Consider the following 2,775-nt stretch of genomic DNA (forward strand, 5'->3'; position numbering starts at 1 on the left):
CGAGTGACGGGGCTCGAACCCGCGACCTCCGGCGTGACAGGCCGGCGCTCTAACCAACTGAGCTACACCCGCGCAGAGCCTTCCGGCCGTGCGAAGGCGGGTCTGATAGGGGCGGGTCGGAATCGTGTCAACGGAAGAGTGGTCCGGTGCGCGCGCATGCGACCATCAGCGACGAACCACCCCCGGCGGGGCCGGGACCTTGGCGGCTTCCTCGATGAGCCAGGCGCGGAACTGAGCCACCGCCGGCTTCCGGGCTCCGACCGGCGTAAGGAACCAGAAGCGCGACGGCGTCGGCGCGAAGCCGAGCGGCGCGGCCAGGCGCCCGGCCGCCACGTCGCCGGCGGCATAGACCCAGGGTGTCAGGCCCACGCCCAGGCCGGCGGCGGCGGCCTCCAGGGTATAGAAGATGTGCTCGAACCCCTGGGTGTCGGGCGGGGTGGGAAGCGTGACGCCCGAATGCCCCTCCCACTCGGCCCAGGCGGTCTGCCGCGAGCCGGTGGTGAGGCGGGTCAGGCCCTCGAGGCCGGTGGGTCCGTCGCTGACCATGGCCGGGGCGACGACCGGGCCGTGGAAGTTCTCCAGGAAGGCCACGGCTTCTGCGCCGACGATGGGCGCAGTCTCGTTGACCCGGATCGCGGCGTCGAAGCGGTCGCGCGCGAAGTCCACGGGCGCGTAGGACTCGGTGACCTTCACGCGGACGTCCGGGGGGCGCGCGTGGAAGGCCGACAGCCGCGGGATCAGCCAGCGGATCGCCAGGGTGCCGACGCAGGAGAGGTGGACCTCGACGTCGACGGCGATCTTCAGGTCGGTGAGGGCCCCCTCGACCTGATCGAAGGCGGCGGAGAGGGCGGAGGCCAGGCGTTCGCCCGCCTCGGTGAGCTTGAGCCTGTGGCGGGGGCCTTCGGTGAGCGCGAGGCCGACGGCCTCCTCGAGGCTCCGGATCTGGCGGCTCACAGCGCCGTGGGTGACGAAAAGTTCGTCGGCGGCGAGCGTCATGCGGCCGCGCCGGGCGAAGGCCTCGAAGGCGCGCAGCGCGGTCAGCGGTGGAAGGTGGCGCCGGTCCACGGTCGCTCCGTCCTGTGATCTCAGCTCACAAGAAGAGCGCGGTTATATCGTTTTGTGCGGCGCCGCAATCGAACGATGTTCCCCGGCGTCGACCGGGGAGCCCCGCCATGACCGCCCACAGCCTCGCCATAGCGCCACAGCGCTTCCGGCCCGCCGCGCCCGAGCCGCTGGAGCGGGACCCAACCCTCTGGCAGTTGCTGACGAGCGAAGCGGGGCGCAATCCGTTGCGGGCGGTCACGAAGGACGCCTTCGAAGTCCCATACCGCCGCCTGCGGGCGCTGAACTTCGTCTTCCACGGCGTCAGCGATCCCGACCAGATCAAGCATGTCTTCGTCGACAACGCCGCCAACTATAGGCGGCCGCGCCTGGTCCATCGGATCCTGAGCCCGTCAATCGGGGAGGGGCTCTTCCTGGCGGAGGCCGACCCTTGGCGCGCGCAGCGGCGCATGATGGCGCCGGCGTTCCTCCCCAGCGCCGTGGCCTCCTTCGTCCCGCTCTTCGCCGAAGCCGCCGCGCGCGCTGCGCAACGGCTGGCGGGAGACGGCGAGGTCGTCGACATGCACGAGGAGACCACGCGGGCGACGCTGGCGGTGATCGACGGGGCGTTGTTCTCGGGCCAGACGGGAATGCCGTTCGACGAGACGTCGCATCTGGTTCGCGCCCTCGCGGGCGGTGGGACCGAGGTCACCCTGGGCCTGATGCTGGGAATGAGCTTCCTGGATATGGCCCCGCGGCAGCGCCGCGCGCGACAGGCGCGTCGGGTGCTGATCTCGCGCATGGCGGCCTTCATCCACCGGCGCGCCGATGAGCCGGATCCGCCGGACGACTTCGTGACGCGGCTCTACAAGGCCTTCCTGGCCGAGCACCCCCGCGACGAAGCGATGCAACTCACCCTGGACAACGCCATGACGTTCTTCGTGGCCGGGCACGAAACGACGGCCAACGGGCTGGCGTGGGCGCTCTACCTGCTGAGCGGCGACCGGCAGGCGCAGGCCTGGGCGCGGGATGAAGCCCGGGCGGCCTGGGCCGAAGCCGGCAGCGACCCGGCCGCCTTGCTCGAGCGGCTGCCCTACCTGCGGATGGTCTGGGACGAGACGCTGCGGCTCTATCCCCCCGTCCACCGCATCGACCGCGAGGCGTTGGATGACGACGAGGTTTGCGGGGCGCGGGTGCGCCGGGGCGAAGTTGTCACCGTCTGGCCCTGGGTGCTGCACCGACACAAGCGGCTGTGGGACGAACCGGAGGTGTTCAACCCTGAGAACTTCGATCCAGAAGGCAAGCGTGGGCGCCATCGCTTCCAGTACCTGCCGTTCGGCGCCGGGCCGCGCATCTGCATCGGCCAGGGTTTCGCGCAGGCCGAGGCGTTGATCCTGCTGTCGCGGTGGGTGGCGGAGTTCAGCTTCGCCCCGGCGCCGGGACACGCTGTGCGGCCGCACGCCGACGTCTCCCTGCGGCCCCAAGGCGGCCTGCCGCTGATGGTGCGCAGGCTTGGCGCATGAGGCATTCACCCGATGTCATTTCGCGCCGCACAAGGCCTGTTTGAATCGCCCGGATGATCGGTCTAGAAGGGCGCCGCGACTCCCTCCGGAGACTCATGTGAACGCCTTCCTGCTCGCGAAGCTGCCGATCGTGATTTTCGTTGGAATCGCGCAGGACCAGCGTGTCCGTTTCCACCTGTTCCGGACGAGCCTCTGCCCAATCTCCCCCGAC

At 70.4% G+C, this 2,775-nt stretch carries 2 protein-coding genes; one reads left to right on the top strand and one right to left on the bottom strand.

The features are described 5' to 3' along the window. Positions 1 to 165: 165 nt before the first annotated feature. A complete protein-coding gene (locus tag QZV94_RS24385; RefSeq protein ID WP_293682974.1) occupies positions 166 to 1,065 on the bottom strand; it encodes a LysR substrate-binding domain-containing protein in 900 nt (299 codons plus the stop codon). A 107-nt stretch (positions 1,066 to 1,172) separates the two neighbouring features. On the opposite strand from QZV94_RS24385, the gene QZV94_RS24390 reads away from it, so the two are divergent. Next, the gene (locus QZV94_RS24390; RefSeq protein WP_293682976.1) at positions 1,173 to 2,564 is read left to right on the top strand and encodes a cytochrome P450; all 1,392 of its coding nucleotides are present in this window, start codon (positions 1,173 to 1,175) and stop codon (positions 2,562 to 2,564) included. Positions 2,565 to 2,775 lie beyond the last annotated feature (211 nt).

It is taken from the genome of uncultured Phenylobacterium sp. (assembly GCF_902826855.1).
Lineage (GTDB): Bacteria > Pseudomonadota > Alphaproteobacteria > Caulobacterales > Caulobacteraceae > Phenylobacterium.

Bases quoted from the DNA above. Each gene is read 5' to 3' on its own strand.
- QZV94_RS24390 (WP_293682976.1), top strand. From the start codon at position 1,173: ATGACCGCCCACAGCCTCGCCATAGCGCCACAGCGCTTCCGGCCCGCC.